We start from the raw sequence: 26,513 nt of genomic DNA on the forward strand, positions 1-26,513 counted from the left end.
CGAATTCTTAGGAGAGCAGGATGAAATTCAGTGAACAATGGCTGCGTGGTTGGGTAAGCCCGCAGGTAAGTCGCGACGAGCTGGTTGCTCGTCTGTCGATGGCCGGTCTTGAGGTCGATAGCGTAACGCCGGCCGCCGGTGTTTTCAGTGGCGTGGTCGTGGGCGAGGTGCTGAGCACCGAGCAGCACCCGGACGCTGACAAGCTGCGTGTTTGCCAGGTCAGCAATGGCTCGGAGACCTTCCAGGTAGTCTGTGGCGCGCCAAACGTGCGCCCGGGCTTGAAGATCCCGTTCGCCATGATCGATGCCGAGCTGCCGGGCGATTTCAAAATCAAGAAAGCCAAGCTGCGTGGCGTTGAGTCCAACGGTATGCTGTGCTCACAAGCCGAACTGCAAGTGGGCGAAGGCAACGATGGCCTGATGGAATTGCCGGTCGATGCGCCGGTCGGTCAGGACATTCGTGAGTACCTGAACCTGGACGACGCCAGCATCGAGGTCGACCTGACCCCGAACCGCGGTGACTGCCTGTCCCTGGCCGGTCTGGCTCGAGAAGTCGGCGCGCTGTACGCCGCCGCCGTCACCCGCCCGGTCGTTGCGACCGTTCCAGCCGTGCACGATGAAGTGCGTTCGGTTGAAGTGCTGGCACCGGCCGCCTGCCCGCGTTATCTGGGGCGTGTGATCCGTAACGTTGACCTGTCCAAGCCAACACCACTGTGGATGGTTGAGCGTCTGCGTCGTTCCGAGGTGCGCAGCATCGATGCGGCAGTCGACATCACCAACTACGTGATGCTGGAGCTGGGTCAACCGCTACACGCGTTCGATCTCGCCGAAATCAATGGCGGCATCCGCGTACGCATGGCTGAAGAAGGCGAGAAGCTGGTACTGCTCGACGGTCAGGAAGTGACCCTGCGTAGCGATACCCTGGTGATCGCCGACCACACCCGCGCTCTGGCTATCGCCGGCGTCATGGGCGGCGAGCACAGTGGCGTGAACACCGCGACCACTCGCGATATTTTCCTTGAAAGTGCGTTCTTCGATCAGATCGCAGTCGCTGGCAAGGCTCGTTCCTATGGCCTGCACACCGATGCCTCGCACCGCTATGAGCGCGGCGTGGACTGGCAGTTGGCCCGTGAAGCCATGGAGCGCGCCACTGGCCTGCTGCTGGACATCACTGGCGGCGAAGCCGGCCCGATCATCGAAACCGTCAGCGAGCAACACCTGCCGAAAATCGCGCCGGTCACTCTGCGTGCGCAACGCATCACCCAGATGCTGGGCATGGAAATGGATTCGGCCGAAGTTGAGCGTCTGCTCAATGCTTTGGGCCTGACCGTTTCCGCCGAGGGGGCAGGGCAGTGGCGTGTAGAAGTGCCAAGCCATCGCTTCGACATCAGTCTGGAAGTCGATTTGATCGAAGAGCTGGCCCGTCTGTACGGCTACAACCGTCTTCCGGTTCGTTATCCGCAAGCTCGTCTGGCGCCGCAAGCCAAGGCTGAAGCGCGTAGCGATCTGCCTGAGCTGCGTCGTTTGCTGGTCGCCCGTGGTTATCAGGAAGCGATCACCTACAGCTTCATCGATCCGAAACAATTCGAACTGTTTAATCCGGGTGTGGAACCGCTGCTGCTGGCCAACCCGATTTCCAACGACATGGCTGCCATGCGTTCGTCCTTGTGGCCAGGTCTGGTCAAGGCGCTCCAGCACAACCTGAACCGTCAACAGGATCGTGTCCGACTGTTCGAAAGCGGTCTACGCTTCGTTGGCCAACTCGAAGGTCTGAAGCAAGAGCCGATGTTGGCTGGTGTTGTGTGCGGCAGCCGTCTGCCGGAAGGTTGGGCGCAGGGGCGCGATGTCGTGGATTTCTTCGACGTCAAGGCTGACGTGGAAGCGGTGCTGGGCTTCGCTGGTGCGCTGGACTCGTTCACTTTCGTGCCGGGCAAACACCCAGCGCTGCACCCGGGTCAGACCGCGCGCATCGAACGTGAAGGCCGTCTGGTAGGTTTCGTCGGCGCCATCCACCCTGAATTGTCGAAAACCCTCGGTCTCGACCGTCCGGTCTTCGTTTTCGAGCTGGTTCTGGCAGAAGTGGCGTTGGGCAAAATGCCTAAATTCCAGGAGTTATCGCGCTTTCCTGAAGTGCGTCGTGACCTTGCACTGATCGCTGAAAAAGACGTCGCCGCCAGTGCCGTACTGGACGTAATCCGTGAAAATGCAGGGGAATGGCTGACGGACCTCAGGCTATTTGACGTGTATCAGGGTAAAGGCATTGATCCTGATAGAAAAAGCCTTGCCGTCGGCTTGACCTGGCAGCATCCATCGCGCACTCTTAATGACGATGAGGTGAATACCACGACGCAAAACATCCTCACCTCGCTCGAACAAAGGTTGAACGCCACGTTAAGGAAGTGACGTATGGGGGCTCTGACGAAAGCTGAGATGGCGGAACGTCTGTATGAAGAGCTGGGCCTGAATAAACGGGAGGCCAAGGAATTGGTCGAACTGTTTTTTGAAGAAATCAGGCACGCTCTTGAAGACAACGAACAAGTCAAATTGTCCGGTTTCGGCAATTTCGACCTTCGGGACAAACGCCAGCGGCCTGGCCGCAATCCGAAAACGGGGGAAGAAATCCCGATCACGGCTCGCCGTGTGGTCACCTTTCGTCCAGGGCAGAAGTTGAAGGCCCGAGTTGAGGCTTATGCTGGAACCAAGTCATAACGACGAGCTCCCCGTCATCCCAGGCAAACGCTACTTCACCATCGGTGAAGTCAGCGAGCTGTGTGCGGTAAAACCGCACGTGCTGCGCTATTGGGAACAGGAGTTTCCTCAACTCAACCCCGTCAAACGCCGCGGAAACCGCCGGTATTATCAGCGACAAGACGTACTGATGATCCGGCAGATTCGCGCGTTGCTTTACGATCAAGGATTCACCATCGGCGGCGCGCGCTTGCGCTTGTCCGGCGATGAAGCCAAAGACGACACCACCCAATACAAACAGATGATTCGGCAGATGATTGCTGAGCTGGAAGATGTGTTGGTGGTTCTCAAGAAATAATTTACTGCGTTTGAATACTTCCAGTTTTCAAAAGCTTGGGATATATTCTTGAGCGTTCCTCGAGGTGAGGGACGAGTTTCACGCCTAGTCGGGGCGTAGCGCAGTCCGGTAGCGCACTAGCATGGGGTGCTAGGGGTCGAGTGTTCGAATCACTCCGTCCCGACCATATTTTTCAATGACTTAGCCGCTTTCGAGCGGCTTCGTTGTTTCTGCCATAGTGACTTTCCGAGTGACCCTGGCCTTTTCGTTCATGCTTCTCTCCTTTTCAGAATCGTCAGCGCTGGTGCGCGCGAGTCGGTTGCTGATACCTTATTTGCCGCCGCAATGAGCTGATCCAGTTCCGCTGCTGAGTAGTGACTGGTGATGCTTCCGTTCTTGTGGCCGAGCAGCGCTTTGCGATCCTCCTCAGTCACACCTGCAGCACGCAGCCTTCTCCCAAAGGTATGCTTCAAGTCGTGAATGCGGATTCTGGCAAAGCCATCATGTGCCGGCCGCAAGAACTTCTCTTGCCACTTCTTCGCCGCCCTGATCCGTGCCTTCTTCCAGGCCGAGTCATTCATGCGGTGAACCGTCGTTTCATTCCCCTCGCCATCTGGCTTGCCAAACGGGAACACATAGAGCGGATGATTGCCGCGCTGCTTCTCGATCACCGACTTGGCCACGTCATTCAAGACGACGAGACGCTCGTCTCGGTTCTTCACCCCAGACCTGGCGCTTCTCCCGCCGAATCCTGCTGGGATCAAGAACACGCTCGTTCCCAGTTCCGGTACCGCAATTTCCCAATTCCACTGAAGTTTGCAAACTTCCTGCTCCCTGCACCCCGTGTTGACCTTGAACATGGCCATGGTCTGAAGGTGCGCCGGGAGTTCGGCGAACAGGATCGATTGCTCTTCCCATGAAAGCGGGTAGGGCTTCCGACTGTTCGTTTTCTCATCCAGCAGAGAGATCATCGGGACCACATCGAGCAATGGCCGACGCTCTTCATCCCGCCACTTCCGCGCACAAAGGTTCAGCACTCGGATCACCCTTTGCAGTGCGATGTTCACTGTACGGTTCGTGACTGGCCTGCCCTCAGCCGGATGTAGCTTCGACTGGATGTAAGGGGCGAGCGCGTCGTCGTCGATATGTGTGAGCGGCATTTCCCCAATGAATGGGTCGAGCTGCTCCATATAAGTAGCCGAAATGTGGATCGAGGCCTGGTCCTTCACTTCGAGCAGGAAGCGAGTTGCCACCTCCCTCCACGTTCTGACCCGCCGAACGCCGTACACCTTCTGCTGGCGAAGTTGCTCCAGCTTGTGAATCAGATACTGCTCTGCTTCGGCGCGGTTACAAGTGCCAGTACTCTCTTGAATTCGTTCTCCTCTGTATTTTTTGTCAATCTTCCAGATGCCGTTCGGCATTTGCTGGAGGCCTGTGATTGCTTTTTGGGCCACGGCAATTCTCCTTTCTTCTTGCCCTGGCGCTCGCTGCGAGGGCGATTGTTGTCCTGATTCGCGGCCTTTTCAATTGCCATGGCTTCGATATAGGCGTCTGCCCACTGGTCGAGCTCGATCCGGTCGAAGCCAACTCCCTGTTTTCCGATGGGAAACTCCCGAACGTTCGGCCGGACTGTTTTGTTGAATACGTCCCGGCACATGCCGAGGTAACCAGGCGCATCCATGGCTCTGATAAAACGGGGAGGGACGGGCGCGACTTGGGCCGCGCTTCGATTGGACATAGCGATTCCTCGCCCGCCGTTCATCGGCAGGCTAAATGGGAAGGTGGAATAGGCTTTAGAGCTGGTGCGAATCAGGCCCTCGACTTATCCTTTTCGGTCAAATAAAGGAGAGGCTGTTATGGAGTTTGCTGGTCCACAAGAATTGGCTTTGTTGCGAAGGTGGGTGTGCAATGGCAAAAGCGCGGCGGATGTCACTAACGGTGATGCGACATACTTTCACAGCGTAATGTGGGATGTTTGCATGGGTAAGTATGAAGCTTGGCAGCTTAAGCATTACCTGATCGAAAAGGATCCGCTTCCTATGTTAGTTTTTAAGGAGTTTGAAGCAGTGTTCATGAAGCGCTGCTGACTTTGAAGGTGGAGTTACGGGTAGTTGGCGCTGATGCGCTTGGCGATGGCTTCGAGCTGCTCGGCCATGCCCCACATGTCGTTGTTGTCGCGGCGAGAAACGACTGCGGCCCGGTGAACGTTCCGCCCGATCAGGATCTTTGCTGCCAGCAGGATAAGCCAGGCTTCGAACTTTCGGCGGATGATCCGCTTCATGCTGCCACCTTCGGCGTGTAGGTCAGCGTGCCGTTGAGGATTGCTTCCTTGATGGCTTCAAACTCCCAGGCGTAGTACTGCGATTCGACGTAGACGCGCATCTCGCCGTAGTCGTGCTTTTTCCGGCGGATGAAAGCCTCGGCTGCGTCCTTCGTGAAGTGGCTATTCACGATCTCCCAGCGCTTGTTCCATCCGGTGACAGTGTGATCATCAAGCTCGCCGAGCAGCTCCCACTGATCATCGGTGTCGAGTTCCAGGAAGTCGCATTCGTTGTCTTCTTGGACCCTGGCGTTCAATGCAGCCTGGTCCTCTTCGTCGCAGTCCTCCCAGTATTCTTCAGGGCTGAACCACGAACAGTCCTCCCGACACACCACCAACCCTTCCGCATAGTCCAGCTCGAAGCCGTAATCGATTCGCTTGGTCTGTACGGTGAAAAGCGCGGCCGCTGTGTGGTGCCATTTAACGCCGGCACCGTTGCAGTCATGGCGAAGGCGTTCTACGAAGTCGGTCCAGGTCGCCGCATTGAGGTCGGCGCCGGTCGCCAAGCTCGGTAGCGGTTCGGCCGATTTGTTTTCTGTGGGCATGGGGCGTCCTAACCGGGTCATACCCGGGCGGTGGAGGGTGGTGAGGGATCAGCTACAGTAGAGCAACTTAATAAGGGGTGACATATGACGCTTGCAGTCGTTTGGTATCGAGAAAAGTTTGGTGAGCTATGGTGTGCAGCGGATACCCGCATCTCAGGCGCCGAGGGTGTGGTGACTGACAGCGGCCCAAAAATTTTTCCGGTCCCTGTCATATGTCATGAGCATTTAAAAGAAACAAAGTGGCGTGTTTGTAAACGCCATAGTTTTGGGTTTGTCTTTGCTGGAAATACACTGTCAGCCACAAGTACACATGCTCTCGCTTCTGCTTGTACTCAAAATTTCGCGCAGAAAAAAGGCTACAGCAAGCCAGTGAGTTTAGAGTCGATAGCCCAGCTATATGCTGAAATTGGTGAGTGCCAGGTTAAAGATATGTCCTTCCGATCAGGCGGGGCTGATGGCTTCCGGTATCTATTTACCGCTGTGATTTTTGGTTTTTGTCCCAGCGAGAGCAGATACATGGCATTCGTTTTATCTCCCAGCATGCCGGAAGGAGTTTTTCGCATGGCGGTAAAGCGTATTGTCATTGAGGCCGGAAGATACTTCCCAATTGGAAGCGGTGAGGCGGACTTTGTAGCGCTTATGGGGCAACTTGAGGATGAGCCAGAAGCAGGTGTTATGACTACGTTTCGTGAAATGGTAAAGAGGGAAGTAAATCAGGGTGTTGGTGGGCACTTGCAGATTGGAGTTGCAACCAAGCAAGGATTTAAAGTTGTTCCAGTGTTGGACACTTCAGCTGGACCGGGGGAAGCGGTTGTAAGATTTCTTGGGTGGAACTCAACTGACTACAAGGGGGTTGACGGATACACCATTGGATATAGGGCGATTAAGCCGTAAGCTCACTCAGCACAATAGGTGAGGGAGGATCAGGCGGCCGCTGTCGATTCCGGTGAGTAGTCCATCCACGAAAGCTTCGTCGGCGACTTTCGCCTCAAGTCGTTCTGCAGGAGCTTGATCTTCGCCCTGATGATTACGTCACGGCACCGCCCAAGATTTCGGATGCGCTCGGCGTAGTCGGCGGCGTACTGGGGGGCATCGAACATGCTGCTGAGTTGAGCGACACGCTTGCCATCCATGATCTTGATGACGCGTTCTTCGACAGCCTGGAGCCATTGGCTCATGGACAGTTCGATCCTCTGGCCTTTCTCAATCTTGAAGTCGCGAACCTTGCGCTTCGCCTCTTCGCGGGCGAAGTGTTCATTCATTCCAAACACTGCGAATGTGCTCATAGCATCACTCCAGGCAGTCGAGCGCTTTTTGCAGCAGCGCATTCAGTGAAAGCTCCCGGTCTTCCGGGTCCATTGCTCGCTTGATCCAGGTGCAGGCCTCGTCAACACCATCTCGTAGGTTGTCCAGTTCGTCCTCGCTGTCCTCGATACGGCTTTCGAGCTGGCGAATGTCTTCTCGCAACTCTTCACGCTCAGCGCTCGGATCAATACTGTTGTCGGCAATGCGCCGGGCGAGCTCGGTGGCGGCGCCCGGATCCAGCGCGGCATAGTGCAAAAGCTCGTCGTCTTTCAAAGCGTTCACGGGGATGCCCATGGCTATCTCCAGGCAGACGCCTGCCTCGTCGGCTGGCGTGATTCGTTGAAGTGGGGTATTTGTGTTCGGCCCGGCATGTAGCCGGAAATGGAGATGTCTGTGGCGGAATTACTTCTTGATGATGCGCGAGGTTACTGGCGGGATCTGTCCGCTGAGGCATACGACGAGTTCTGGACTGAGTATCAGAAGGATCTTCAGCCTGACGTAAAGCATCTGTTACGTGTCTACAGAAGGCTTCTATGCGCGGCGCTTTTACTCAACCATCAAGCGGACAAGGTCGCCCCGCTGCACGGCTTGGATGGCGGCAACAAATTTATGGATCTGATAGCAAAGTCTGATAAAGAAATCGGGCTCAAACTCCATGCCTGTCGACATTTCGCCAACGATGCCAAGCACGAAATGAAGCGAATCCAAGAGGCGCGCACCAGGCCGAGAGACCCAGAATACGACCAAGAAGGGCAGTTTGAGATATTTGAAATCCACATGCTCGCTCTGGAGGGCGAACTCTATGACATGTGTCTCGTTGCCGGTGATGTTTGGCGGTTCTGGATTAGCTATTTCGATGGCTCGGCAACAGTTAGCTTTCGGCAGACGCTGAGTCAACTCAAGCTCGGCGACAGTACCTCGTCCCCTGGATCCTGCTGAATCATCAGCAGGCTCTTGTGGTGGAAAAGTCGCGACACGTTTTCGCTGATCGTGATTTCGTGTCGCAACATGGTGGAAAAGCGGGCTGATTCTTCGGCCGGTGCAGCGGCGAGGTTGATCAGGAAAGTCGAAACCGTTTCCTGCCACTCCTCGAAGTCGTGGCGCTCGCCCAGCACGTGGAGTGCATCAGCCAGCGCCTTCGACACAATCAGCGACCGCTTCTCGGCGCCGATCCGGTCGAGCAAGGCCTTCTCCTTGGCTCGCTTGTCCCGCTGAATATCCGCATTGCTCTTGGCCATAGCCCGCCTCTTCAATTCCGTGGGCCGGTAGATCCAGCCATGTCTGTCGTCGGCGCTGGCGCACCTGGTTGCTTAGGCGCTTCACGATGTGAACTTGAAGCCGTTTTCACGGGCGATCAGGCGGGCGCGCTTGGCTTCCATGCCGCGCTCTCTGGCGGCCTTGGCGACGGGCGTGCCGGCCTCGGCCAACGCCTTAAGCCTGGGCGCGATCTTGTCCCGCTTGGCGCGCAGCTTGTTGCTGTGCGGCGTGGTGCCGAAGTGGGGCGCTTCAGCGCTGACGCCTGATGCGATCTGCTGCGCTGTCTTGCCAGAGCCGAAGAACTGATCCAGCTTTCGGTTGAGGTCCTCGATGATCGAGTCTCTCGGGTTGGGCATTGGTACGCCGATCATTTCCGTTCACCTGACAGCGAGACCTTGATGCCGTCGGCGCGCGCTTCCAAAACCTGAGCAAAGTTGATGGCTTCTTTCCACGTCCAGCGAAAGCCTTTGGTCAAGCCGGTGGAGCGCTCGACAATGTGATAGGCGTTGCCCTTGGTGACGACCTGGTAGCGAATTTCTTGCACAGGCTGCCCCTTGCCAATCAGGGCGTAGAACGCGGCGGTGGCAATGCTTGCACGAGCACGCAGGGCGGCAACCCCGTCGACTCGCTGCTGAAGTAATTGATGCATGGCGATTCCTTGCTGTGGGGTTGCGTTTATTCGTCAGCACTCGGGCCTCCTGCTGGCTGCCGCTGGGCGCAGGGGAGAGTGCTGGCGGATAAAGGCAGGCGTAAAAAAGCCCGATCGGAACCGGGCTTTTGTTTGCGTCACGAAGACCTCCCTACGTGATCGCAGGTGCCGCCATTGAGCGGGCTTCGATATCTGTCGGTTACATGGCTGCTAACGGTCAACGTGTTCAAGTCGGACGGGCAGCAGATGTCGGCGGCGCTGACCAACTTGGGCGCGACCGCCACGTCGGCGAACATTCCATTTGCCGAGCAGTTGGCCATTCTCGGCCAGCTTCAGCTAACGATGTCCGGTTCTGAAGCGGCCACCAAATACCGATCGTTTATCGGCGCGGCCGCCGGGGCCAGTGAAAAGCTGGGCGTCTCTTTCATGGATGCCAACGACAAGCTGTTGTCGATGCCGGCGATTCTGGAGGTGCTGCGCGACAAGTACGGCGACACCCTGGACGCGATGGAAACCCAGGAGATGAAAAAGGCGTTTGGTACTGACGAAGCTATCGCCTTGATCCAGCTGCTGTACCCCGAAATTGATTCGCTGAAAAAGAACATCGGCGGCATGGGCGAAGCGCTGAAAACGGGGATGTCGACCACTGAGCGTATGGCTCAAATCATGAACAGCGGCCCGAACGAGTCGTTCAAGTTGATGAGCCAGCGCATTCAGAACGCCAGTGTGAGCCTGGGGGCGGTGTTCGCCCCGGCGATGATGTTTGCCGCCGCCGGCGTGGGCCAGCTGGCCAACCTGATCGGCAGCCTGGTCGAGCGCTTCCCGTTTCTCTCCAAGGTGATTGGTTTCGCCTTAGTCGGTTTGGTGGGCCTGAAGATCGCGTCGATTGCCGCCCGCTTTGGCTTCGCGTTCCTCTCCGATGGGCTGATGCTGGCCGTCGCTGCGCTGAAATACTTCACCGTGGCCAATCTGCGCACGCAAGCGGCGTTACTCGTAACGCGGGTTCGGGCTATGGCGGCCGCAACAGGGGTGTTCCTGCTGGGCACCGCCAGTCGAGCGTTTGCCGTAGGGGCGGCGGTGATGACGGCGGCGCAATGGGCGTTAAACGTGGCCATGTCGGCCAACCCTATCGGCCTGGTGATTGCCGGCATGCTGGCGTTGGTGGCTGTAGTGGCCTTGGTGGTGCGCTATTGGGAGCCGCTGAAAGGCTTCTTTGGCGGGCTGTGGGACGGCATCAAAGTTGTGTTTAGCGCGGGCTGGGAGTTCATCAAGGCGCTGTTCAACTGGTCACCTGTGGGCTTGGTGGCGGCCGTATGGCAGCCGTTGGCGTGGCTCTTCACGACGCTGTGGGACGGCATCAAAGTTGTGTTTAGTGCGGGCTGGGAGTTCATCAAGTCACTGTTCACCTGGTCGCCCCTGGGCATGGTGACTGCCGCGTGGGAGCCGCTGACGGGGTTCTTCACGACGCTGTGGGCGGGCATCAAGTCTTCCTGTGGTTCGGCCATGGAGTGGATCGCACAAAAGACTATGGCGCCTATCACGGCCATCAAGGATTTCGCCGGCGGGTTGTTTGGCAGTGATTCGCCGGTGGCGGCGGCCGGGCCGAGTAGTGCCGTCGGTGGGGTCCCGCCCGGTGCGTCGGCTGTCGGTGGTCCGCGTGTCCCGGCGGCGGCACCCGTTGGCATGGTGGCGTCGCCGGCGGGCATGGCCGCTGCCCCGCAGCAGGTCAGCCAGTACGGTGACATTGTCGTGCAGACGCAACCCGGTATGTCTGAAGAGGCGGTCGCCAAGAAGGTGCGCGCCGAGCTGGATGCCCGCGACCGTCAGGCCAGCCGGTCGCAGCGCGGCCGCCTGGGTGATGGCCAAGGCTAATAAGCGAAATAGCGAAATAGCGAAATAGCGAAACCGCCCCGGCGGTTTTCGCGGGGAGGGGTATGTCTGAAGTAATGATGGCGCTGGGCGACTTTCGCTTCAGCGTGGCCACGGCCGAATATCAAGGGCTATCGACCTCGATGGCCTGGCGCTGGGCGAAAAAGGATCGTTACGGGGCCAAGCCCGGGAAGCAGTTTCACGGCCCTGACAGCACAAGCAAAACCTTCGATATCACCGTTTACCCGCAGTCGCGCGCGGACGTGTTGCTGTTCGACCGCCTGCGCATGATGGGGGACGCGGGCGAGCCGTTGCGCCTGGTGTCGGGAGGGACGGCCAAGGTGGAGGGCCAGTTAAAGCAGTCGGGGGCCGACCTGGGGTTGTGGGTGATCGACGGCTTGACCGTGGCGGACGAATTTTTCCTTAAGGACGGAACGCCCCTGGCGCGCAAGGGATCGCTGTCAATTTCCGAGTACGGGGAGGATGAAGCATGAGGACTTACCGCACCCGGCCGGGGGACATGCTCGACGCCATTTGTCATGTGCATTACGGCGCTCGCCCGGGGACCGCCGAAGCGGTTTTAGAGGCCAACCCGGGGCTTTGCCGGCGGGGCGCGGTACTGCCTGAAGGGCTGTTGATTGAATTGCCAGACCTTGCCCCGGCGCAAGCGCCCGGGCAAGTGTCGCTGTGGGATTGAGGACGACCATGAAAAAAGCTGACTACCGAATCACGGCCAACGATGCCGACATTACCGCCATGCTGCGCAAGCGCTTTATCAAGCTGACTTTGCAGGATTCCGCCGGTGAAGACAGCGACACCGTGGCGATTGAGCTGGATAACCGCGACAACCTGATTCGTCTACCGTCGACGGGCGCGGAACTGAAGGTGTGGATAGGCGAACCGGGCGCCCTGGTGTTCAAAGGCGCCTATCAGGTCGACGAACTGGAAGAGCCGTTAGACGATCAGGCCCTGGTGATTCACGGCAAAGCGGCCAAGATGCTGGGCGGGATCAAGGCCCCGCGTGACGCCACGTTCGACGGGATTACCCTGGGCGCCCTGGTCGCCAAGATGGCCAAGGAGCATGGTTACATTGCGGCCGTGGCGCCGGATCTGGCAAAGCATGTTTTCAGCCATATCGACCAGCGTGCCGAATCCGATATGAACCTACTGACGCGCCTGGCTCGTGAGCTGGGCGCCGTGGCGAAGCCGATTGGCGGTCGCCTGGTGGTGGTGCCCAAGGGCGTGGCCCAGACCGTCACGGGCGCCGCCCTGGCGACCATTGTGATCAGTGACCCGGAGAACAGCAGCGGCCGGGTCACGATCCAAGAGCGCAACGACTATCAGTCGGTGGTCGCGTATTGGTTCAACGAAGCCGAGCAGCGCAAGGTGCCGGTGGTCGCGGGCATAGTTGCCGGCGCGGTGTCGGTGTACGGCGATGCCCCGGACAACGGCAGCGAGGCGACTGAAGACGCCGATAGCCAAGCGGGCCCGCGCTACATCATCCGCAAGACCCATACGGATCAAAAGAGCGCCCAGGAAGCGGCGGCGGCGCAATTGAAGAAGCTGCAGCGCGGCAAGTCGACTATGTCCATCACTCGACCGCTGACGCCTAGAATTGTCGCCGAGGGGCGGATCGATGTGCGCAACCATCGCACCAGCGCGAACAGACTTTGGCAGGTCGAGTCGGTCACGCATGTCATTGGCTCGGGTGGAGTGGCGTCCTCGTCGGCCGAATGTGTGACGCCGGCTTGAGATCAGCGAGGAGGACGTCACCAACAAATTTTCTGGGAGTGTGGGTAACATGTGACGCAGTCGTGTGGCGCCCTTAAAGGGCCGAATGGAACGGTTCAGAGAAAGGTGCAAGAAATGAAAAAGATGTTTCCAGGGTATTTCGCAAGCGATGCCGAAAATTTGAAGGTTATCTGGGAGCAATGCCTCTTCGTCTTGGATGCAAACGTATTATTAAGTTTGTATCGTTATTCTGATTACACTCGATCCGAGCTTGTCGAAATATTTCATCTGTTGGGTGATCGCGTTTGGGTTCCTAATCAGGTGGCTGGTGAATACTTGATAAACAGAATTGGTGTTATCAATCAGCAAGTTAAGGTTTATGATGATGCTATAAAAAATGTTGAGGAGCTGAAGCGTTCGTTTGAAAATCCAAGGCAGCACCCGTTCGTGAAAGAGGCCACTTTTCGTGAGCTCGGTGCTTCGTTTGATAAGGTTGTAAGCGAGCTTAATGAAAATAAAAAAACATACTTGGGTAAAATTGAGTCGGATGATGTTAAAGCTGAGCTAGAGAAGTTGTTGGATGGGCGTGTCGGTTCTCCTTTAACCACCGAAGAAATTAAAGACGTATTGAGTACTGGTCAGGATCGCTACTCTCAGAAAATCCCACCAGGTTACAAAGATGCAAAAAAAGGCGGGGATTCTGACGTTATTGCAGAAAGGCTGAAACCCTATGGAGACTATATTGTTTGGCGGCAGACACTTGACAAGGCTAAGGCGGAAGGTGTCCCCGTTGTCTTTGTGACCGGGGACAAAAAGGAAGATTGGTGGACAATATTTAGTGGGAATCCTATCGAGCCGCATCCGCAGCTGGTTGAGGAGTTCGTCAGGGAGGTAGGGCATGGCTTCTTCATGTATCTCCCTGAGAAATTTATGGAGCGAGCAAACGAATATCTGAATCGAGCTACATCCCAACGAGCTGTTGATGAAATCGTAGATGTTCGGTCTGAAGACCTGGTAGAGGATTTAGCTAGTTCAGCTAGTTCAGATAGTTCAGATGGTTTTGGTCGTTTTGGTGGTTTTGGTAATTTTGGTAATTTTGATCGTTCTGGTAGTTTGCAAGACTTTCATGATTTTTTGAATAATTCCAGTGCTGCAAATATGACGGTGTCACAGAAGGTAAGATTGCAGCAGCTATATTTGGAGCGTGAATCGTTTGAACGTAGATTGGTTACTATCCAGCCTAGGATGAGTTCCCTTGAATTTAAGATCGAGGCTACGGAACACGAACAACTTGACTTGGTTGCTCGCCAAAAGGTTTCGCTCGAAGGCAGTAATGGAGTGGAAAGTGCGCACTCAAAAAAACTTGGTGATAGAATCAAAGCGTGTATTTTTGAATCGGCTAAGTTGCAGCAAGAACTGCTGCGCATGAAAGAGGAATATAATAAAGTCTTGCAGCAATTGCTTGAGCTGAAATGGGAAGTTGCAGCCGTTTTTGGAGAAGATTCGCTTCAGTAGTCATGCGGTAGACGCAGTATGCTGTCATGATGCTGTCTTTTGCATGGGAGCATCAGAATGCAACTTGAGACTGTCTGCTATGTCAGTGAGGAGCCCAGGAAGAATTGGCCTTCCATTATTCAGATTCAGCCCTTATCGATGCCTAGACCTCCAGCTATCCCTGGCCTCATCAACGGTCAATCGGCTTCGATATGGGTTTCTTTGAGACTCCAACATCTTCAGCACCAATGGAGCGGACTCCTAGAACACTTCACGCGTGGTGAGTTTCAAGACTACCAATTTGCCCTAGAGGCTACCTTGGTGTCGATGAAACGAGTAATCGACGATTTAATAATGGGCTCTTATTGTATTCATAAAGAGCTTGAGATCAACGACACGCGAAAAATTGAAGTCGATGGTTGGGGTGTGCTTTTTCGCAAAGGTAAGCCTACTACGCTTGGTCGTGAAATCATCGAGCAATATGTAGGTGAGTATGATTCATTTCCTGATATTTTGAATGATCTCGTGAACGCTCTGAAACACAGTTATTTGATGCCTGAGGCACGCAATGATTGGAACAACCATTTTCCATTAGTTAAAGCTATTTCCGCACCGCATAACGACTATAGCGGAGTCGTAAAAATTCATGATCACGACATGACTGAACTTGTATTAGGTTTTAATAAATTTGTTAAGCAGGTGGTTCGTAAGATGCACCCGCAGTCCGTCGGTCCCGTAGTTCCGCTTAGTTTTTGATCTGTTAGGCAGGACACGGTGGGCGCTGTAGCGTTTTTTTCATCGACCATGCGCACCGCTTTTAATTCTGATGCTGCCCATCGAAGATGGCATCCAACTCGAGAAGACTCTTGCAGTTATCGTTCACTCTGTATCTGCTTGGCTACCCACATTGGGCACCGGGGAAGGGGACAAAATGGCTCAGTGACTTTCCGAGTGACTTTGTAAAACGCGGTTGCGCACTGTTGGGCATCGTTGCAGCGAGCGCCAAGCGCGAAGCCTTGTGTTTGGCGGGTTCCAGCGGTCTCCGCACGCATGGGGTGCTAGGGGTCGAGTGTTCGAATCACTCCGTCCCGACCATATTTTTCAATGACTTAGGCCAATGTTCACAGCATTGGCCTTTTTCATGTGCGTGAGATTTACGTGACTCCTCGATTTTTCACGCTCGTTTCCTTTTTAAGATTGTTAACTTGCGGCTGCTAGTTTCCACGTCCTGCATGCTGATCAACGGTGCCGCCTCTCTGGCACAAGCTGAGGCGATTTCTCGCACCGAAAGCAGACCCGCTTGGAGGAGCTGTTCGATGCGCCCACGAGGCATGTAAAGCCTGAGAACGCTCCCGTGCCGACCGACCGAGCTTCGCGCTCACCCGAGCCAAAATCATAGGCGATTGTGCGCAGCATCCGAGCCGTATATCGCCGCCTTCACGCCTGAGCTCAAGCACCTTGACGGTCAATCAACGCACCCTAAATGTATGATTGCGCAGTAATCACATCGGTGAATTCGAATGCGTTTTGGTTGCAACAAACTGCTCATCGGATTTTTAAGATACTCACTTGATCTAGTGGCTAGTAGCCGCTATTCCTTAAGTCACTGACATGTGAGCACTGCAGGGAAAACCAATATGGCGAGATTCGTGGTTGTCCCCTCGATTCCAAAGGAAACCGGATCAACCCGCAGTGGGGCACGCTTCTACTGCACGACGGCGCCTATAGATTTCGACATCTACGATATTGAAGGTAAGTGCAGGCTAAAAATCTGCTATCCGACACGAATTGAGGCCAATGCAGAATGCGAGAGGCTGAATTCGGAAATTCTTGAAAGCACGCTTGCTGAATACTCATGCGTTAACTCATCATGATCTTCGACACCCAGAGCAGCAATGACGTTGCCAGCGTGAACGCTGTTCATGCTCGGTGCTTGTTCCCGGTTCGATCACTGCTGTGCTAAAGCATCCACTTCATCAGGATATGAGAGGCGATCCAGGGTGAAGCCTCGGCTACGCACCATGCAATTGTTAGAGTGACAGACAAGTAAGCTGCAAAAAACTTGACCACTGCTCGCGTTTCCATCGCCCTCATCCCCTTGATGCGATTCATTTCCGTTGGACGCAATTCAACGCTCTCGGTTCAATACCGGTCATCGCGGGAATTAGGGGCGTGCCTGATTCCATGCTTATCCGGTAAATGGCATCCGCTAAAGCGTCGCGAATTCGCAGAGGGGCACTTGCGTGGAATACAAGCAGGTAGGAGAGAGGGAGTCTGAAAACAAAAAGCCCGCACATGGCGGGCCTTCTGTATGGGGTCAAATCCTTTTGTTTGCTCAATCTGCGCTCCATTATGTGAGCGCTTCGTGAAAAGTATGTCGCAGGAACGAAAAAGCCCGGCGCTGTGGCCGGGCTCTTCATACACGTAGCCAAATCCTTTTGGCTGATCGCATTGTGCCGGGTGGATGTGACGACGGTGTGACAGAGTCAGAAATTGGGCATTTCGATCTGCGCCGCAGAACGAAACGACGTTGCCAGGTGCCTCTTCGGTAGATGCTGATCAGTCGGTGTTAAAACCAGCTGCGATCATCCTCCAGCTCTTCGCGGCACTGCTTGAGTTGCGAATCGTAGTTCTTTGACTGCTGCTCTACTTTGCGTGCCACCTGCATCAACCATGGCTTGCTGCGATAGGTGCCACGACGAAAGCCGCCACGCCCTTCATGGTAAGCCAGGTACTGGTTGTAGGCGTCCCCTTTGGAGATTCCAAGCTGGCTGTGGGTGCCAGTGGTGTACCAGCCGATAAACATGATCGCGTCATCATAGTTGTCCCGCGAGCCGCCATTGCCGGTCATATCCTTGTACTCACCCCAGACAGGGTCTAGGGCTTGCGCATAACCATAGGCAGAACTGACTCGCCCCCAGGGAATCACTCCAAGCACGTAGTCACGGGGAGGCAATGCATCGGAGACGAAACTGCTCTCCTGCTTCATGATCGCCATCGCAACGTGTTGAGGCGTACCCCATTCTTTCTGCATCTCTAGCGAGTCTTCGTACCAGTCAGGGTACTCACGATAGATATTGCACAGATTATTTTGATCCTTTGGCGGCACCGTCGTGCAGCCCGTCAAGATCGCAAATACTAGCAACAGCGCCCAAACTCGCCCTTGTTTCATCCATAGCCCTCAGAAAAATAAGGGCGTTAGTAGCCCTCCGCTTGCAGCACAGAACCTGTGTAAAACAGACCATTCGATGTCACGGCGCAAGTGATAGGGCGCCAGCGAATGCCGACTGCTGGAATGGCAGATTTGCCAGTGGTGACGCGCGGCGCGACAGGGCAAGTCCGGCGAGGATGATGGTCTCAGGGTGTGCGTTGAGCGACCCGCATGGCCGCTCAATGCAAGTTGGCGTTAAAAGAGAATAAAAGCAGAGGCCGTTGTTTGATTCAGGTCGATGTCGCCGACCTCCAGTACTTCATATTCAGCGCGGATACCAATGTTGCGAAACACATCAAATTCAACACCGGCGCCGTAGGTCAGATCCACCCCGGTGTCATCATCGCTGGCATTGCCGTCAGCATCCCAGGCATGAGCACCGACACTGCCGTAAAGGCGTATCCGGTCTCCCAGTGGAAAGCCGACATGGGCGCTGGCCTGGACAGATTTGCCATCGAAATCAAGATTCTTGTCCTCGAATTGACCGAGATCAACGAAGGCGCCTTCGAAGGCCAGATAGCCGTTGAGACGATAGCCGGCAAAAACCTTATAGCTGGAATCTTCATCGCTCAGACTGGATTTGTCGGTTTCAATGTTGCTTACGCCAGCTCCAAGATACAAACCTCTGTCATCCTCCGCGACTGCCTGAAAAGACAGCAACGAAAGCAGTGAAACGAAGCCAAGGTTTCGAAAAAACATGTGAGGTGGAATCCTTCTACAGATTGTCGATTGTGAGGTGTTCGCCGAGAATTTGAGTGATCGCGAAGACTGATAGAAGTCATTGATTGATATTTTTGAGTGACTTCAATCAGTGTGGGGACTGATGTTCGCTGGTAATTGAAAATACCGTCTTGCCAATGCACGAACAGGGAGCTCTTTGGAAAACAACCAGCCTTGCGCCAATAACACACCTTCTGAAGTCAAGTGCGGTAGTTGCTGTTGAGTTTCGACGCCCTTGGCGACAACGTTAAGTTTTAGAGTCTTGGCGATTTTGGCAATATGTCGCCACAAGGCATCCTTGGCAGCGATGGTGTCGTGGTTGATGAGCGTAAGATCTATTTTCAGTATGTCGACAGGTACTGATTCGATGAGCGAGAGGCGGAAGTAGCCGGAGCCGACGTTATCAATGGCAATACGATGCCCGCGTGCTCGAAGTCTGTGCAACTGAGTCGCTGCACTTTTTTGGTCTAACAAGGTTTTCTCGGTAATTTCAAAGACGATGGCGGTGGCTGGCAAGTTGTACGCTGCCATGATGTTGGCCACAAAGTCTGGAAAGGTTGGATCGAGAATGTCTTGAGTGGAAAGATTGACTGTGATGTAGAAATTCTTGCACGCCCAAAGATAGGTGCTGTAATCCTCCGCAACCCGGCGTATGACCGAGCGCGTAAGCTCGCAGATCAAGTCGGACTTCTCTGCCGCCGCGATGAATACGTCCGCCGGAATGATGGCTCCTTTAGAGCTCCAGCGCGACAGCGATTCGGCACCGACCAGGTTACCCGTCCGCAAATTAACTATAGGCTGGTAGTGAACATCCAGCTCATTCGCCCTTATGGCCTTGCGAAGCTGAATGGCGGTTGAGGTGTAATACCTTTCAATCTTCCGTGCACTGTAGAGCAATACGCCCAGCATAAACGCCAGGGTAATAAATAACTTCCATCCGAGAGCCAGATGCTCAGCAAGACTCCCGGTACAAAACCATGCGACCGAGCCCGCCGCAGCCGTTACGCATAAAGCTACCGTGTGCCTTCTAAGCAAAGCTTTATACCCCGTAATCATAAAAAACTCCGAAATACACGACTTCAACTTGGTGGGGGCGGCCTGAAGAATTAAAGGTGCGCTTGTTAATAGTCAATCAACCAGGCCAGTGCTACACCACATAAGTAGGCGAGAAGACAAAAGATAATTTTTTGCTTAAGCGGCAGTGAATTTAATCGATAGCTCATGCTTACCCCCTTGAATTAGAAGTAATCAATATTGGTGGTTAAAATGGATGGATGAAAATTATTGATTGTTATTTTTTTGGAATTACGTTGTCTAGGCGGTGCGCTTGTTGCAGTGAATGAAAAGCGCCTGCAGTATCCCGCATGAGTAGCATCACCTTACCATTTCTAATACTCAGCAGTTGGACGCCGCCAGTTTTGCAGCGTTGCGCCTGGTGGTTTCGGAGGGTGTCACTCCATAAGCATCCTGGTAGGCCTTGGAAAACCGACTTAGATGCTGGAAGTTCCAGAACATTGCGGTTTCGGTAACCGTTGGCCACGTGTTGCGGATCAAGTCTCGGCGGACATTGGCGAGTCTTAAATTTCGAATGTAAGCGATCGGAGAAATTCCAAATGTTTCGACGAATCCATGATGCAAGGTGCGAGTCGTAGTCTCAAGTTGTTTTACTAGCGCCTTCATGCAGAGCGCCTTTTTCAGGTTGTCATGAATGTATTCTATCGCTGCCATCGCAACCTTTCTTCTGGTCGGGATTTTTAGCGAGGAGCGACCAGCAGGTGTCAGTACCCGGAGTAGAGAAATCAGCAGCACACTTTCAATGGAGGAAGTATCAGGGCGGTCGCGCTGTTCTAAAGGTTGATTGTTGACGTCGTTAACGCACGCGTTGATGGCTTGGATGGCAGACTGAATTAATTTGAAATTTGGAACCTGAAAGCGGTATTCTTTTCGATTTGCAAGCATATCGATAGTTGAATTGTTTTCCAGGCACTGTTTGTAGTGTTCTAAAGTCGTGGTGAGTGTGAAAAGAGTTTCATTTGGCTCGCAAGTGTAATGCACTGGCTCGTCGCTAGTCAGTACGATGATTTCGTTAGGTCGTAATTCATGGTTATTTATAGTGGGGCGACCAACGGAAGCTTGTGAAATGGCAAAGGTGACATAGCCGTGAGGCACAGAGCTGATAATAGTCACCGCTGAATCAAACTCCAGTCGACTGCATTGAAGTTTGGGACTATTAATGAGCTTATGCTGTCGAATGCTTGCTTCACGCTCTGATGGGACAAGGCTCATCTCCCATCGGCCAATTGTTCTATGGGATTTGTCCGCAGGCGTAGAGGTTACACGAAAGACTTCATTGGGGATGCTCATGGAGTTGAACGCTCTTCAGCTAAATGGATAGTGCTAAGCAATGTGTGTCAACGACTGTGGTGTCGGTCGTTAATGCAACTCAGTCGAGAGAGTTTGACGAGCGATCCATTTGATCGCTCCTTGACAGTGACGTCCAAAGAAAATAAGCGCTGAGTGTGACAATTCTTTTACTTCTAAATTTTCACATTCAGCGTATAGACTATGACGCAAACGCACCTGGCTCGACTTCAGCGCTGTCGTCATTTTTGTCCGTCAATGACTCCGGCATCAGATCCAACGCCGCTGAAAAAACATACGCATCGTTCAATGGTATATCCAATAGGCTTTGAAGTTTGCACGGCGCTATTTTCGAACCAAAGATGGCCGTTTTTTGACTTGTTGGGCCGATGGCTGCGGCATCATAGGCAAACAAATCATTGACACGATAGTTGGTGCAAATTTTATATCTGGCTTTTTCATCGCTCAGTGCTTTTTTGTTGCTTTCAATACGTGTCAGGTCGGCACCATGAGGTTCGTCTTCATAGGCCATGGCCTTGACAGAAAGCAATACACCAAACGATACGGTTGCGAGGTTTTTTAGCTGCATTGACGTGCTTTCCTTATGAATGGCTTTTCAGGCAGAGCATAGTGTCAGCCGCATCACTGCCACGGCTTGGCCTCTGGATAGTCTCGCTCCAACGAGGCTTATCAAAGTCAAAAACTCATATTTTCGGAGTGGTCGGTCTATTTGCAGATGACGTCAGGAGCAGCTTTCACTGTATTGAGAGGCTATGCAGCCAGAAAAAATATTATCAAAGTGGAATGAGTGATAAATCTTGACGCTCATTAGTCATGTTTTTGGGGGGGGAGGGGCGTTGGTCGTTTGTCGCCTCTTCCTCCTCGTGGAACTCATTTTCAGAGTAGATTTTTAGATGCGACAATTTTAGTTTCTCATTCGGACTCAATTCTATTTCATAAATTTCGATTTCCGCGCTACCGATAGAGTACTCATTGTGGGCCATCGAATGAAATGGTATTGCAGCCAGAGATAGAGCTACCAGGATCTTGGATATCATCGATTTTACGGCTCGCAAAAAAATAGTTGTTTTCATCTACCACCCCAGGAAAAGTTGTTTTGAAGGAGTATGAAGCTGAAACATAACTTTACAGGCGGTCATGAAGTTTGTTTGGAGAAGCCGGGAGCCGGTCTTTGTGCTGAGAGATAGCAGGCACGGCTCCGAAACTATAGAGGAGAGACTTTGAAGGGAAAGGGCGCCTGACTCAAATCAGTAATTCTTATTTTTTTGTTTGAGTCGGCTTTAGCGGCGCAAGGAGTATCAAGTCCTGTTGCCTGGTCGAATATGCGTGACGTGATTGACAATAGATGGCTTAGTGATTCATGCAGCGCAAGCGGCCAAAGTCGTGCACATAAAAGCATACGGCTTTTTTATCGGTGGTAGGGATTAATTCGTAGTTTAGAACAGCGCCTTCTTGCAGAGCGAACTGGCGCCTGAAAAAGAGATCGGGTGTTTTTTCAATGGCGAATAGCTCGTCATCCTGGCTAAGTTTGACATTACTTACTTTTATCTGAACGTGATGATAGCTTTCTCGGATGACATCCGCCGTGATCGTAGCGTTGCGGATCTTTCCGTTCAGGCTTTCCAGAGTGGTTTGCGTAAGTCGGCCGTGCCCGATGGTCAGATATTCTTCAGAGTTGAGTTGATTTAAATCTTCGAGCCATTGTCGAGTGATTGTTTGATAACTGGTATTTTCCATGTAATAAGATGGCGAATACATCAACGAAAAAATACAGGCAGCGTTGATAACTCCCAGCACTATCCAGTGAGCAATTGACGGTATTCTTAGCTTCATGGCGTTGCTTCCAAACATTGTTGGATCATCACGGCGAGGTCTTTTTGGTTGCTATTTAACTGTAAGTTTGCAGTGCTTAGGTCCGGACGAACGCACGACACGGAATAGTTTGTTTTAAAGAGATTCAACCAAACCTGACCCTTTAAATTTGGCGAAAGCTGTTGAACCTGTTTAGCCGAAAGATCCCGCAGTGATTGAGCTTCTGCGACGCTGTTACCTACTGCATGAATGACCAATTCGTTCACTTGTACACTGGAAATTTCTATTTTCGGTGTGTCGAAGCCCGAATGGAAACCAGTGAAGGCGCATACTCCCAAGGTCAAGACATAAGCGACTGACAGGGATTTTTTAATGTAAGTAGATTTTATGGTTTTTCCTGATGACTCCAGGACACCATCATTTTCGGTTAGCGGAAGCGCTTCAATGGCGGGTACAGCAGGTTGTGCGGCTTCATCGGAAGGCGTCAGAAAGTCTGTTTGTACATCGACAACATAGTGACGGTTGAAGCAATAGCCTCTTCGAGGAACCGTCATCAAAATCTCGTGATCTCGACTGTCATTCAAAATGTTTCTAAGTGAGAAAACGGCCTGATTCAAACTGCCAGAGGCGACGACGCGGTCATTCCAGGTGTAGTCGATGATTTCCTCACGGCTTTTAGTCTGACCGGGTTCCATAAGCAGCAGGTCCAGTAGACGCGATTCAGCTCTACCTATCGTGGTGTTTTGCACATCTCCATAGGGTGTCGTGATGGAAAGCAAGGCGGTGTCTGGGTCAAAAACGGCCATGGAACCATTTTTCAACTTGAAGGCGTAACGCATGAGAATCCTTCGATCGGGTGGATCTGGCTGGCTATTAAGACAGTTTTGATAGGCCGGATTTGACGTAATACATATTTGTCAGGGGATGAACGGCTACGAGCGGGCATACGCGGAAGGTGCAGAGAGAGCCACTAGACAATGCTGGGACAGCCTATCAAAAATCTCACTGGAATCAAGCAAGGGTAATCCACGAGGGTTCAATCGAGGTCCATGATGATGCTCGGTACGAATAATGTGCGCTATCCGAAAACTGCAAGGCAGGGGGTTGAGACTGAGTTCTATTTGACACACAAGCCTGCGGTTTGGCCGAACTGATTCCCATTTGCTGACAGGACATTTTTGCCCCTCAAGCAGATTGAAGCCATGTATTTGAGTGAGATACAGGCGAGGGTAGGGGATAAGGGAAGTGAAGTTCCTTCAGAGGCAGGGCGAACTTAAATTGTTGATCGCATAACTGGGTAATTACATCGGAACATCAATTAAGTTATCCGGAAAAATTGTCAGTTCGCAACGTTGATATCGGGGTATTCGAAGAAGAATAACCATCGGGATCAAGGCAAAACGTTGTAGCCACGCTGTTGCAGGCAACTGCTGTACACCGAGTTGTTGGCGGTGATGCTTTGCTCGGTCGCTCCACTGTTTTGTCTGCGCTCCTGGCGTTGTCTTGATCCCCCGACCACCGCGCCAGCTACCGCTGCGCTGTGTGCACGGTTCTGGCGATAGTCTTGCTTGATATCGTCGTCGATCTGGTCATAGACGTTGTCATGTTGGTTGCCCCGAACCTGCGCTGCAGTGGCTCCGGCGACGGCGGCGGTGGCAGCGCCTTTTACCCGACCACCGGATGGCACGGTGTTTTGTATCGGGAATTGAGCATTGGCCTGTGATTGGCAGGTACTGGTGTCTTGCTGAATTGTCTGGGACGTTTGCCCTTTTAGTGGAACCACCGTCACCGCCAACGCGCCAGAACTGGCGAGCAACACTAATGACGATAAGGTAAAGGTCAGTATTTTCATCAAGTCGGACTCTCGTTAGATATCGTTACGTGGCCTAACGGTTTGTTTAGGGAGACGCGGCTCAAACCCCATGCTCGCGATGCAATCCCATGACAATGGATGGCAGGCAATTCAACGTTTGCAATGGGGTATTACGCGGTTATTACTGCTTGGAAAGCAGTGCCTGCATGTCGTTCGTCATCTCTTTGAGTGCGGCCTTGAAGTCATTGGCAGCTATTGGCTGGCTGGCATTATCCAATGTCTCGCCGAACACCTTGCGTACCACCTTGACGACGGGCAAACCGGTTTTTGCATCGATCAGGTCGGCTTCGATATACATTTCGGCTGTCTGATCGCGATGCCCGGTGGCTGCTTGTGTTGCCCCGACAATAGCAGAGATCGGTACGGCCTCATACCAATGCATGCCCTCGTTGGTGGCGCTGACCTCGGTGATCGCCGCATGCAAGATCAATGTCCGAGAATCGGCGGGTGCTTGCTGTGCATCCGAGATGATTGTGTAGGTGGGGGCAAAGGCGTTCTTGACACTGTTGCTCGCCATGGTCTGCACGTCTTGCAGGGTTTTCAGGTTGATGCGATCGCTCGGCTTCGGCGCTGGATACAGCTCTACCTGCTTGAACACGACAGTGGAATAAGCGCGAGGATCAAACCCTGGCTTTACCCAGCGCAGCACCTTTTTTTCGCTCGGCGTAGTTTGCTCTTCCAGTCCCTGATAATTGGCCAGGAAGCCCGAATATTGCTCCTGCTCAGTGACCTTCGAGACACAGCCGACCTGAAACACGCTACTCAAAGCAATTCCCACTATCCATTTATTCGACATGCCCATGTGTTCTGTTCTCAAGTGATGAAAGTTGTCATTCAGTTTCCGACCTGGTCCCAGGTGCTGACCTGAGCTACGCAAAGCGCGAGCTTGTACGTCGGTCAATGCGGGGCGCATCCTGCCCGGAGTGGCTGGATAATCCGAATCAATAACCCTCAAAAACTATTAAACTGAACCGCCAGAGTGTGTCCGTCCCGCAGCCCCCTATGGCAGGCGGCTATTTGCGCAGAACGTATCGGTCTGATGAGCGAGCCCTGATCGCAAAGGCGGCAGGTCAGCGTTGCCGCATGATGTCCATTAATACCTGTTGACCAGCAATTCTCCTGTCGGGCGTTGCCGCGCGCATTGATGCAGAGGCTGAACCACCGTCGCCCGACCATCCGCCACTGGCATCCATATCTCGCAACACCGGGCCTCTGTCACGAAATGAAAAGCCATTGTCGTCTGATGAGAAGCGGCTCCAGAGGCAGCAACCTACAGTCCAATCAGCGCAATTCGACGCAGCAAGCCAACATTGCAGATTGGAGAATAAGAAATCATGGCCAAAGCCGTTCGCTTTTACGAAACCGGTGGTCCCGAAGTCCTTCGTTATGAAGACGTCGAAGTCGGCGATCCTGGTCCAGGCCAGGTTCGTCTTCGTCATGTAGCGGTTGGCCTGAACTATGCCGACACCTACTTTCGCAATGGCACCTACCCGATCCCTATGCCAAACGGCATGGGCGTTGAGGCTTCCGGTGTGGTCCAGGCTATCGGCGAAGGTGTGACCAACGTTCAAGTGGGTGATCGCGTCACCTACACCGGTTTCCTCAACACCTTGGGTGCCTACAGCACCGAGCGTCTGATCGCGGCCGCGCCGTTGATCAAGTTGCCGGAAACCATCAGCTTCGAAACGGCCGCGGCCATGACCATGCGTGGTCTGACCTCGTCGTACCTGATGCGCCGCATCTACGACTTCAAGGCCGGTGACACTATTTTGCTGCACGCCGCCGCTGGTGGTGTGGGCCTGATCGTTTCGCAGTGGGCCAAGCTGCTCGGCGTGAACGTTATCGGGACCGTGTCCACCGAGGCCAAGGGTGAAATTGCCCTGGCTCATGGTTGCACCCATGTCATCAATTACAGCCATGAAGACGTTGCTCAACGCGTTCGCGAGATGACGGACGGTGTGGGTGTCAACGTTGTGTTCGACAGCGTTGGCAAGAACACCTTCATGGGTTCCCTGGATTCGCTCAAGCGTCGCGGCTTGATGGTGTGCGTCGGCACGGCGTCCGGCCCGATCCCGGCCTTCGACCCGGTAATGCTGGCAATGAAAGGCTCGCTGTTCCTGACCCGTCCGGCCCTGGCCGACTACATCGCAGACCCGGCGGAAAAAGCCGACCTGGCTGGCGAGCTGTTCGACCACGTCGGCAGCGGTCGGATCAAGATCGAAATCAATCAGCACTATGCCTTGCAAGACGCTGTCCAGGCCCATCGCGACCTAGAGTCACGCAAGACTACTGGCTCGTCGATTTTCGTCATTTAAGGAGCT

The 26,513-nt window shown here is 53.7% G+C and carries 32 protein-coding genes and 1 tRNA gene; 14 read left to right on the forward strand and 19 right to left on the reverse strand.

Annotation, left to right across the window (positions count from 1 at the left end):
- Positions 1 to 20 precede the first annotated feature (20 nt).
- From pheT to KGB06_RS02100, 4 genes are all read left to right on the forward strand, one after another.
- A complete protein-coding gene (gene pheT / locus KGB06_RS02085; protein WP_223511538.1) occupies positions 21 to 2,402 on the forward strand; it encodes a phenylalanine--tRNA ligase subunit beta in 2,382 nt (793 codons plus the stop codon).
- Between the two features lie 3 nt (positions 2,403 to 2,405).
- The gene (gene ihfA, locus KGB06_RS02090; protein ID WP_002553164.1) at positions 2,406 to 2,708 is read left to right on the forward strand and encodes an integration host factor subunit alpha; all 303 of its coding nucleotides are present in this window, start codon (positions 2,406 to 2,408) and stop codon (positions 2,706 to 2,708) included.
- Positions 2,689 to 3,045: a MerR family transcriptional regulator gene (locus KGB06_RS02095; protein ID WP_003179985.1), complete on the forward strand. Its 357-nt coding sequence runs from the start codon at positions 2,689 to 2,691 to the stop codon at positions 3,043 to 3,045. Before ihfA ends, KGB06_RS02095 begins: the two co-directional genes overlap by 20 nt.
- An 89-nt stretch (positions 3,046 to 3,134) precedes the next feature.
- Positions 3,135 to 3,211: transfer RNA gene (locus KGB06_RS02100), tRNA-Pro, on the forward strand.
- 82 nt (positions 3,212 to 3,293) lie between these two features.
- Here the strand turns inward: KGB06_RS02100 and KGB06_RS02105 are convergent.
- Entirely contained in the window at positions 3,294 to 4,445 is a 1,152-nt protein-coding gene (locus tag KGB06_RS02105; RefSeq protein ID WP_223511539.1) for a tyrosine-type recombinase/integrase, read from the reverse strand.
- On the reverse strand, positions 4,346 to 4,762 hold the full coding sequence (locus tag KGB06_RS02110; RefSeq protein WP_223511540.1) for a hypothetical protein: 417 nt from the start codon (positions 4,760 to 4,762) through the stop codon (positions 4,346 to 4,348). The genes KGB06_RS02105 and KGB06_RS02110 overlap by 100 nt, the downstream gene beginning before the upstream one ends.
- Before the next feature lie 118 nt (positions 4,763 to 4,880).
- On the opposite strand from KGB06_RS02110, the gene KGB06_RS02115 reads away from it, so the two are divergent.
- Positions 4,881 to 5,111: a hypothetical protein gene (locus KGB06_RS02115; protein WP_223511541.1), complete on the forward strand. Its 231-nt coding sequence runs from the start codon at positions 4,881 to 4,883 to the stop codon at positions 5,109 to 5,111.
- Between the two features lie 14 nt (positions 5,112 to 5,125).
- On the opposite strand, the gene KGB06_RS02120 is transcribed toward KGB06_RS02115, so the two are convergent.
- Both KGB06_RS02120 and KGB06_RS02125 read right to left on the reverse strand, forming a co-directional pair.
- Positions 5,126 to 5,305, reverse strand: a complete 180-nt coding sequence (locus KGB06_RS02120; RefSeq protein ID WP_223511543.1) for a hypothetical protein — start codon at positions 5,303 to 5,305, stop codon at positions 5,126 to 5,128.
- Positions 5,302 to 5,889, reverse strand: a complete 588-nt coding sequence (locus KGB06_RS02125; protein WP_223511545.1) for a hypothetical protein — start codon at positions 5,887 to 5,889, stop codon at positions 5,302 to 5,304. Before KGB06_RS02125 ends, KGB06_RS02120 begins: the two co-directional genes overlap by 4 nt.
- Positions 5,890 to 5,973: 84 nt before the next feature.
- Between KGB06_RS02125 and KGB06_RS02130 the strand changes: the two genes are divergently transcribed.
- The gene (locus KGB06_RS02130; protein ID WP_223511547.1) at positions 5,974 to 6,783 is read left to right on the forward strand and encodes a hypothetical protein; all 810 of its coding nucleotides are present in this window, start codon (positions 5,974 to 5,976) and stop codon (positions 6,781 to 6,783) included.
- Between the two features lie 29 nt (positions 6,784 to 6,812).
- Here KGB06_RS02130 and KGB06_RS02135 read toward each other — a convergent pair whose 3' ends face one another.
- Both KGB06_RS02135 and KGB06_RS02140 read right to left on the reverse strand, forming a co-directional pair.
- On the reverse strand, positions 6,813 to 7,175 hold the full coding sequence (locus KGB06_RS02135; protein WP_223511548.1) for a hypothetical protein: 363 nt from the start codon (positions 7,173 to 7,175) through the stop codon (positions 6,813 to 6,815).
- A 4-nt stretch (positions 7,176 to 7,179) separates the two neighbouring features.
- Positions 7,180 to 7,488, reverse strand: a complete 309-nt coding sequence (locus KGB06_RS02140; RefSeq protein WP_223511549.1) for a hypothetical protein — start codon at positions 7,486 to 7,488, stop codon at positions 7,180 to 7,182.
- A gap of 99 nt (positions 7,489 to 7,587) precedes the next feature.
- Between KGB06_RS02140 and KGB06_RS02145 the strand changes: the two genes are divergently transcribed.
- Positions 7,588 to 8,133, forward strand: coding sequence for a hypothetical protein (locus tag KGB06_RS02145; protein ID WP_223511550.1), 546 nt, complete (start codon positions 7,588 to 7,590; stop codon positions 8,131 to 8,133).
- Here the strand turns inward: KGB06_RS02145 and KGB06_RS02150 are convergent.
- The 3 genes from KGB06_RS02150 to KGB06_RS02160 form a co-directional block, all read right to left on the reverse strand.
- Positions 8,088 to 8,432: a hypothetical protein gene (locus KGB06_RS02150; RefSeq protein WP_223511551.1), complete on the reverse strand. Its 345-nt coding sequence runs from the start codon at positions 8,430 to 8,432 to the stop codon at positions 8,088 to 8,090. The genes KGB06_RS02145 and KGB06_RS02150 overlap by 46 nt on opposite strands.
- Positions 8,433 to 8,513: 81 nt before the next feature.
- Complete coding sequence (locus KGB06_RS02155; protein ID WP_223511552.1) at positions 8,514 to 8,822, reverse strand: hypothetical protein; 309 nt, start codon at positions 8,820 to 8,822, stop codon at positions 8,514 to 8,516.
- Positions 8,819 to 9,100, reverse strand: a complete 282-nt coding sequence (locus tag KGB06_RS02160) for a hypothetical protein (protein ID WP_223511553.1) — start codon at positions 9,098 to 9,100, stop codon at positions 8,819 to 8,821. The genes KGB06_RS02155 and KGB06_RS02160 overlap by 4 nt, the downstream gene beginning before the upstream one ends.
- 174 nt (positions 9,101 to 9,274) lie before the next feature.
- On the opposite strand from KGB06_RS02160, the gene KGB06_RS02165 reads away from it, so the two are divergent.
- The 6 genes from KGB06_RS02165 to KGB06_RS02190 all read left to right on the forward strand — a co-directional run bounded on the left by KGB06_RS02165 (position 9,275) and on the right by KGB06_RS02190 (position 14,950).
- Positions 9,275 to 10,972 carry a phage tail tape measure protein gene (locus KGB06_RS02165; protein WP_223511554.1) on the forward strand — a complete coding sequence of 566 codons (1,698 nt, stop codon included), beginning with the start codon at positions 9,275 to 9,277 and terminating at the stop codon, positions 10,970 to 10,972.
- Positions 10,973 to 11,034: 62 nt separating this feature from the next.
- Positions 11,035 to 11,463: a phage tail protein gene (locus tag KGB06_RS02170; RefSeq protein ID WP_150752448.1), complete on the forward strand. Its 429-nt coding sequence runs from the start codon at positions 11,035 to 11,037 to the stop codon at positions 11,461 to 11,463.
- Positions 11,460 to 11,666, forward strand: coding sequence for a tail protein X (locus KGB06_RS02175; protein ID WP_030132172.1), 207 nt, complete (start codon positions 11,460 to 11,462; stop codon positions 11,664 to 11,666). Before KGB06_RS02170 ends, KGB06_RS02175 begins: the two co-directional genes overlap by 4 nt.
- Before the next feature lie 8 nt (positions 11,667 to 11,674).
- Complete coding sequence (locus KGB06_RS02180; protein WP_223511555.1) at positions 11,675 to 12,721, forward strand: contractile injection system protein, VgrG/Pvc8 family; 1,047 nt, start codon at positions 11,675 to 11,677, stop codon at positions 12,719 to 12,721.
- A gap of 114 nt (positions 12,722 to 12,835) precedes the next feature.
- The gene (locus KGB06_RS02185) at positions 12,836 to 14,215 is read left to right on the forward strand and encodes a PIN-like domain-containing protein (protein ID WP_223511557.1); all 1,380 of its coding nucleotides are present in this window, start codon (positions 12,836 to 12,838) and stop codon (positions 14,213 to 14,215) included.
- Between the two features lie 57 nt (positions 14,216 to 14,272).
- On the forward strand, positions 14,273 to 14,950 hold the full coding sequence (locus KGB06_RS02190; protein WP_223511559.1) for a hypothetical protein: 678 nt from the start codon (positions 14,273 to 14,275) through the stop codon (positions 14,948 to 14,950).
- A 1,813-nt stretch (positions 14,951 to 16,763) separates the two neighbouring features.
- Here the strand turns inward: KGB06_RS02190 and KGB06_RS02195 are convergent.
- The 10 genes from KGB06_RS02195 to KGB06_RS02240 form a co-directional block, all read right to left on the reverse strand.
- Complete coding sequence (locus KGB06_RS02195; protein WP_223511561.1) at positions 16,764 to 17,366, reverse strand: hypothetical protein; 603 nt, start codon at positions 17,364 to 17,366, stop codon at positions 16,764 to 16,766.
- A 234-nt stretch (positions 17,367 to 17,600) separates the two neighbouring features.
- Positions 17,601 to 18,104, reverse strand: a complete 504-nt coding sequence (locus KGB06_RS02200; protein WP_223511563.1) for an outer membrane beta-barrel protein — start codon at positions 18,102 to 18,104, stop codon at positions 17,601 to 17,603.
- A 105-nt stretch (positions 18,105 to 18,209) separates the two neighbouring features.
- A complete protein-coding gene (locus KGB06_RS02205; protein WP_223511565.1) occupies positions 18,210 to 19,181 on the reverse strand; it encodes an EAL domain-containing protein in 972 nt (323 codons plus the stop codon).
- A 339-nt stretch (positions 19,182 to 19,520) separates the two neighbouring features.
- Positions 19,521 to 20,489: a helix-turn-helix domain-containing protein gene (locus tag KGB06_RS02210; RefSeq protein ID WP_223511566.1), complete on the reverse strand. Its 969-nt coding sequence runs from the start codon at positions 20,487 to 20,489 to the stop codon at positions 19,521 to 19,523.
- Positions 20,490 to 20,688: 199 nt separating this feature from the next.
- Positions 20,689 to 21,075, reverse strand: a complete 387-nt coding sequence (locus KGB06_RS02215) for a hypothetical protein (protein WP_223511567.1) — start codon at positions 21,073 to 21,075, stop codon at positions 20,689 to 20,691.
- A gap of 205 nt (positions 21,076 to 21,280) precedes the next feature.
- Entirely contained in the window at positions 21,281 to 21,580 is a 300-nt protein-coding gene (locus tag KGB06_RS02220) for a hypothetical protein (RefSeq protein ID WP_223511568.1), read from the reverse strand.
- Positions 21,581 to 21,857: 277 nt separating this feature from the next.
- Positions 21,858 to 22,340: a hypothetical protein gene (locus tag KGB06_RS02225; protein ID WP_223511569.1), complete on the reverse strand. Its 483-nt coding sequence runs from the start codon at positions 22,338 to 22,340 to the stop codon at positions 21,858 to 21,860.
- A complete protein-coding gene (locus KGB06_RS02230; protein WP_223511571.1) occupies positions 22,337 to 23,158 on the reverse strand; it encodes a transcriptional regulator in 822 nt (273 codons plus the stop codon). Before KGB06_RS02230 ends, KGB06_RS02225 begins: the two co-directional genes overlap by 4 nt.
- A 551-nt stretch (positions 23,159 to 23,709) precedes the next feature.
- Entirely contained in the window at positions 23,710 to 24,171 is a 462-nt protein-coding gene (locus KGB06_RS02235; protein WP_223511573.1) for a YMGG-like glycine zipper-containing protein, read from the reverse strand.
- Between the two features lie 142 nt (positions 24,172 to 24,313).
- Positions 24,314 to 24,994, reverse strand: a complete 681-nt coding sequence (locus tag KGB06_RS02240) for a DUF3313 domain-containing protein (protein WP_223511641.1) — start codon at positions 24,992 to 24,994, stop codon at positions 24,314 to 24,316.
- Positions 24,995 to 25,526: 532 nt separating this feature from the next.
- On the opposite strand from KGB06_RS02240, the gene KGB06_RS02245 reads away from it, so the two are divergent.
- Positions 25,527 to 26,507: a quinone oxidoreductase family protein gene (locus KGB06_RS02245; protein WP_223511575.1), complete on the forward strand. Its 981-nt coding sequence runs from the start codon at positions 25,527 to 25,529 to the stop codon at positions 26,505 to 26,507.
- Positions 26,508 to 26,513: the final 6 nt, after the last annotated feature.

The organism is Pseudomonas sp. GL-B-19 (assembly GCF_019956415.1).
Taxonomy (GTDB): domain Bacteria; phylum Pseudomonadota; class Gammaproteobacteria; order Pseudomonadales; family Pseudomonadaceae; genus Aquipseudomonas.

What these genes read in the sequence shown, in the direction of transcription:
- pheT (WP_223511538.1), top strand. Translation starts at nt 21, where the DNA reads ATGAAATTCAGTGAACAATGGCTGCGTGGTTGGGTAAGCCCGCAGGTA.
- ihfA (WP_002553164.1), top strand. Translation starts at nt 2,406, where the DNA reads ATGGGGGCTCTGACGAAAGCTGAGATGGCGGAACGTCTGTATGAAGAG.
- KGB06_RS02095 (WP_003179985.1), top strand. Translation starts at nt 2,689, where the DNA reads ATGCTGGAACCAAGTCATAACGACGAGCTCCCCGTCATCCCAGGCAAA.
- KGB06_RS02105 (WP_223511539.1), bottom strand. Translation starts at nt 4,445, where the DNA reads ATGCCGAACGGCATCTGGAAGATTGACAAAAAATACAGAGGAGAACGA.
- KGB06_RS02110 (WP_223511540.1), bottom strand. Translation starts at nt 4,762, where the DNA reads ATGTCCAATCGAAGCGCGGCCCAAGTCGCGCCCGTCCCTCCCCGTTTT.
- KGB06_RS02115 (WP_223511541.1), top strand. Translation starts at nt 4,881, where the DNA reads ATGGAGTTTGCTGGTCCACAAGAATTGGCTTTGTTGCGAAGGTGGGTG.
- KGB06_RS02120 (WP_223511543.1), bottom strand. Translation starts at nt 5,305, where the DNA reads ATGAAGCGGATCATCCGCCGAAAGTTCGAAGCCTGGCTTATCCTGCTG.
- KGB06_RS02125 (WP_223511545.1), bottom strand. Translation starts at nt 5,889, where the DNA reads ATGCCCACAGAAAACAAATCGGCCGAACCGCTACCGAGCTTGGCGACC.
- KGB06_RS02130 (WP_223511547.1), top strand. Translation starts at nt 5,974, where the DNA reads ATGACGCTTGCAGTCGTTTGGTATCGAGAAAAGTTTGGTGAGCTATGG.
- KGB06_RS02135 (WP_223511548.1), bottom strand. Translation starts at nt 7,175, where the DNA reads ATGAGCACATTCGCAGTGTTTGGAATGAATGAACACTTCGCCCGCGAA.
- KGB06_RS02140 (WP_223511549.1), bottom strand. Translation starts at nt 7,488, where the DNA reads ATGGGCATCCCCGTGAACGCTTTGAAAGACGACGAGCTTTTGCACTAT.
- KGB06_RS02150 (WP_223511551.1), bottom strand. Translation starts at nt 8,432, where the DNA reads ATGGCCAAGAGCAATGCGGATATTCAGCGGGACAAGCGAGCCAAGGAG.
- KGB06_RS02155 (WP_223511552.1), bottom strand. Translation starts at nt 8,822, where the DNA reads ATGATCGGCGTACCAATGCCCAACCCGAGAGACTCGATCATCGAGGAC.
- KGB06_RS02160 (WP_223511553.1), bottom strand. Translation starts at nt 9,100, where the DNA reads ATGCATCAATTACTTCAGCAGCGAGTCGACGGGGTTGCCGCCCTGCGT.
- KGB06_RS02170 (WP_150752448.1), top strand. Translation starts at nt 11,035, where the DNA reads ATGTCTGAAGTAATGATGGCGCTGGGCGACTTTCGCTTCAGCGTGGCC.
- KGB06_RS02175 (WP_030132172.1), top strand. Translation starts at nt 11,460, where the DNA reads ATGAGGACTTACCGCACCCGGCCGGGGGACATGCTCGACGCCATTTGT.
- KGB06_RS02180 (WP_223511555.1), top strand. Translation starts at nt 11,675, where the DNA reads ATGAAAAAAGCTGACTACCGAATCACGGCCAACGATGCCGACATTACC.
- KGB06_RS02185 (WP_223511557.1), top strand. Translation starts at nt 12,836, where the DNA reads ATGAAAAAGATGTTTCCAGGGTATTTCGCAAGCGATGCCGAAAATTTG.
- KGB06_RS02190 (WP_223511559.1), top strand. Translation starts at nt 14,273, where the DNA reads ATGCAACTTGAGACTGTCTGCTATGTCAGTGAGGAGCCCAGGAAGAAT.
- KGB06_RS02195 (WP_223511561.1), bottom strand. Translation starts at nt 17,366, where the DNA reads ATGAAACAAGGGCGAGTTTGGGCGCTGTTGCTAGTATTTGCGATCTTG.
- KGB06_RS02200 (WP_223511563.1), bottom strand. Translation starts at nt 18,104, where the DNA reads ATGTTTTTTCGAAACCTTGGCTTCGTTTCACTGCTTTCGTTGCTGTCT.
- KGB06_RS02205 (WP_223511565.1), bottom strand. Translation starts at nt 19,181, where the DNA reads ATGATTACGGGGTATAAAGCTTTGCTTAGAAGGCACACGGTAGCTTTA.
- KGB06_RS02210 (WP_223511566.1), bottom strand. Translation starts at nt 20,489, where the DNA reads ATGAGCATCCCCAATGAAGTCTTTCGTGTAACCTCTACGCCTGCGGAC.
- KGB06_RS02215 (WP_223511567.1), bottom strand. Translation starts at nt 21,075, where the DNA reads ATGCAGCTAAAAAACCTCGCAACCGTATCGTTTGGTGTATTGCTTTCT.
- KGB06_RS02220 (WP_223511568.1), bottom strand. Translation starts at nt 21,580, where the DNA reads ATGAAAACAACTATTTTTTTGCGAGCCGTAAAATCGATGATATCCAAG.
- KGB06_RS02225 (WP_223511569.1), bottom strand. Translation starts at nt 22,340, where the DNA reads ATGAAGCTAAGAATACCGTCAATTGCTCACTGGATAGTGCTGGGAGTT.
- KGB06_RS02230 (WP_223511571.1), bottom strand. Translation starts at nt 23,158, where the DNA reads ATGCGTTACGCCTTCAAGTTGAAAAATGGTTCCATGGCCGTTTTTGAC.
- KGB06_RS02235 (WP_223511573.1), bottom strand. Translation starts at nt 24,171, where the DNA reads ATGAAAATACTGACCTTTACCTTATCGTCATTAGTGTTGCTCGCCAGT.
- KGB06_RS02240 (WP_223511641.1), bottom strand. Translation starts at nt 24,994, where the DNA reads ATGGGCATGTCGAATAAATGGATAGTGGGAATTGCTTTGAGTAGCGTG.
- KGB06_RS02245 (WP_223511575.1), top strand. Translation starts at nt 25,527, where the DNA reads ATGGCCAAAGCCGTTCGCTTTTACGAAACCGGTGGTCCCGAAGTCCTT.